This window comes from Spiroplasma sp. ChiS (genome assembly GCF_002968355.1).
GTDB classification, from domain to species: domain Bacteria; phylum Bacillota_I; class Bacilli_A; order Mycoplasmatales; family Mycoplasmataceae; genus Spiroplasma; species Spiroplasma citri.
The window spans coordinates 1-2,102 of the sequence record NZ_PUUH01000057.1 but is presented as its reverse complement, the minus strand read 5'-3'; the positions used below and the strand labels follow the sequence as shown (position 1 = coordinate 2,102).

General features: G+C 17.7%; 5 protein-coding genes. 1 reads left to right on the top strand and 4 read right to left on the bottom strand.

What is annotated here, in order from left to right; all coding sequences use genetic code 4:
* On the top strand, window positions 1–211 hold a 211-nt coding region (locus tag C6B38_RS11000), incomplete at its 5' end, for a hypothetical protein (RefSeq protein WP_233485490.1).
* Here C6B38_RS11000 and C6B38_RS02515 read toward each other — a convergent pair.
* The 4 genes from C6B38_RS02515 to C6B38_RS02500 all read right to left on the bottom strand — a co-directional run bounded on the left by C6B38_RS02515 (window position 199) and on the right by C6B38_RS02500 (window position 1,802).
* Window positions 199–402 carry a DUF2649 family protein gene (locus C6B38_RS02515; RefSeq protein WP_105298532.1) on the bottom strand — a complete coding sequence of 68 codons (204 nt, stop codon included), beginning with the start codon at window positions 400–402 and terminating at the stop codon, window positions 199–201. The two genes, C6B38_RS11000 and C6B38_RS02515, sit on opposite strands and share 13 nt — an antisense overlap.
* A gap of 152 nt (window positions 403–554) precedes the next feature.
* Window positions 555–995: a DUF3627 domain-containing protein gene (locus C6B38_RS02510; protein WP_105298531.1), complete on the bottom strand. Its 441-nt coding sequence runs from the start codon at window positions 993–995 to the stop codon at window positions 555–557.
* The gene (locus C6B38_RS02505; protein ID WP_105298530.1) at window positions 988–1,275 is read right to left on the bottom strand and encodes a hypothetical protein; all 288 of its coding nucleotides are present in this window, start codon (window positions 1,273–1,275) and stop codon (window positions 988–990) included. The genes C6B38_RS02510 and C6B38_RS02505 overlap by 8 nt, the downstream gene beginning before the upstream one ends.
* A 344-nt stretch (window positions 1,276–1,619) precedes the next feature.
* Window positions 1,620–1,802: a hypothetical protein gene (locus tag C6B38_RS02500; protein ID WP_233485479.1), complete on the bottom strand. Its 183-nt coding sequence runs from the start codon at window positions 1,800–1,802 to the stop codon at window positions 1,620–1,622.
* Between the last annotated feature and the right edge of the window lie 300 nt (window positions 1,803–2,102).

Here is a 2,102-nt window from a genome sequence, read left to right as displayed (position 1 = left end):
TATCGGAAAATTAATTACTACAATTAATTTTGTAGAATGAATATTTAAAAATATTAATCAAATAAATGCAAAAGAAATATTTTTTACAACATTATTTATATTAATAATTACTGCATTCGTAATGAAAATATATATTATATTCAAAAAAAATTTTAAAATTTTGTGAGGAGAGAAAACCATAATAATAAAAAAATTTAATTATTTAAAATAACTAACTATTTTAAAAACCATCCACAAGAAAAACCAATTTAAAAACAAAATCACAATTCAAACACCAACCATCAAAGTTAAATATTCATTTTGCTTTAAATTCCACATTGTAATACTTTCAACATTCGTTTTATCTATAAACAAAAATATATGAATAAAAAACTCTTTTAATTTAATTCAATCATTTTGCATTTTTAAAAACTCCACATTTTTTGAATAAGTTTAAAAAACATTCCAAAAAATAAAACAATAAATAACACAAACGATATAACATATAAAAAATTAGGGGCATTTGAACCAATAATATAACTAACAAATTGAACTCAATAATCATATAAACTCATTTAATTTAAGTCTTTCAAATCATTAATTAATTCTTGTTCTTTTTCAACACTTCAATTTGTTAAATTATTATTGTTATTATTTGCTTTTACTTTTTTAGGTTCACTTAAAAATAACGCTTTTTTCATTTTAGTAAAATAATTTTGTTTATATTGATTATATAAATTGATTAATTCTGTTCCAGTTAAATATTTTCAAATATGACGTTTTAAATTTTCATTATATTTTACAATAGGATAAGAATTATCATAAATTAAACCGATTGCTACTTGTTCCGAATGTTTTTCACTCGGATAAATAAACTTATTACTCAATCAAAAACCAATATGACGATTATGATTAGGTAAATTAATAAAACTTGCTTTATCTGTTATAAAAGGGATAAATTCCTTACTAATAAAATAATTTTCTACATTCTTATTTTTCTTAACAAAATTACTCAATTTTATCAACTTCTTTCTTTAATTGTTTTTTAAATCCTTTATTTAAATCTATATGTTCCGAAATAGTTAGAACAATTAGCAAAATTACAGAAACAAACCATGAAACTAATGCCAAAATAAAAATTTCTTTATTGTTATTATTTATATTTAAAATAAAAACATAAACTAACACAACTGAACTTATAAAAAAAATATATAAAAATCAAGCAACAAAATTAACTAAAATATATCATTTTTTTATTTTTTTATATTCCTTAGTTGTTTTAAATTTCATATCCATAATATAGTCTCCTAACTAAATATTTGTTTAATAAACAATGTTATAAATAATGTTTATATAATGTTTTTTAATTGTAATAAACACTGATTATTAACAATGTTATACATAATGCTAATATATTGTTTATTTAATGTTTAATAAACAATGTTAATAAACATTGTTAAATATATAAAATAATAAAAATTGGCACACTGAAAAATACTATTTAATTTTTAACAATAGTTATTAAAATATAAAATCACAAGTTTATAATTAAGTTGATATTATTATGGTTTTCTCTCTGTATAAATTATTTTAAATAGAAAGGAGAAATAAAATATCAAAGAAATAATAAATTCATTTTTCTATTTAATAAATTCATTTTTTACAAATGTGATACCATCTATTTTTTGATTATCATGAATGGTATCACCAATTAAAACAATTATTTCACTAATAATAATTTTAATAATAACTTTTAAATTTATTATTTGAATTTTTAATAAATTAACAAATTTATAAATATTTTTATACAGAGAAAAAACCATAATAATACCTTAAATATAATTAAGTTGATATTTTTACACTATATACTGCCTACAAATTTTTAAAAGAAAGTAGGTATATTTATAAAAAATATTATAAAAATTTTTGGTTCAAATATATACTGCCTACAAATTTTTAAAAGAAAGTAGGTATATTTATAAAAAATATTATAAAAATTTTTGGTTCAAAACTGTTATTAATATTCTTATTTCTATTAAATCCTACTAAAAATAACCAAATGAAGTGTGCCTTAGCTAAGATATATAATCGATTATAATAAATATTAAAATCCTTTAACCATA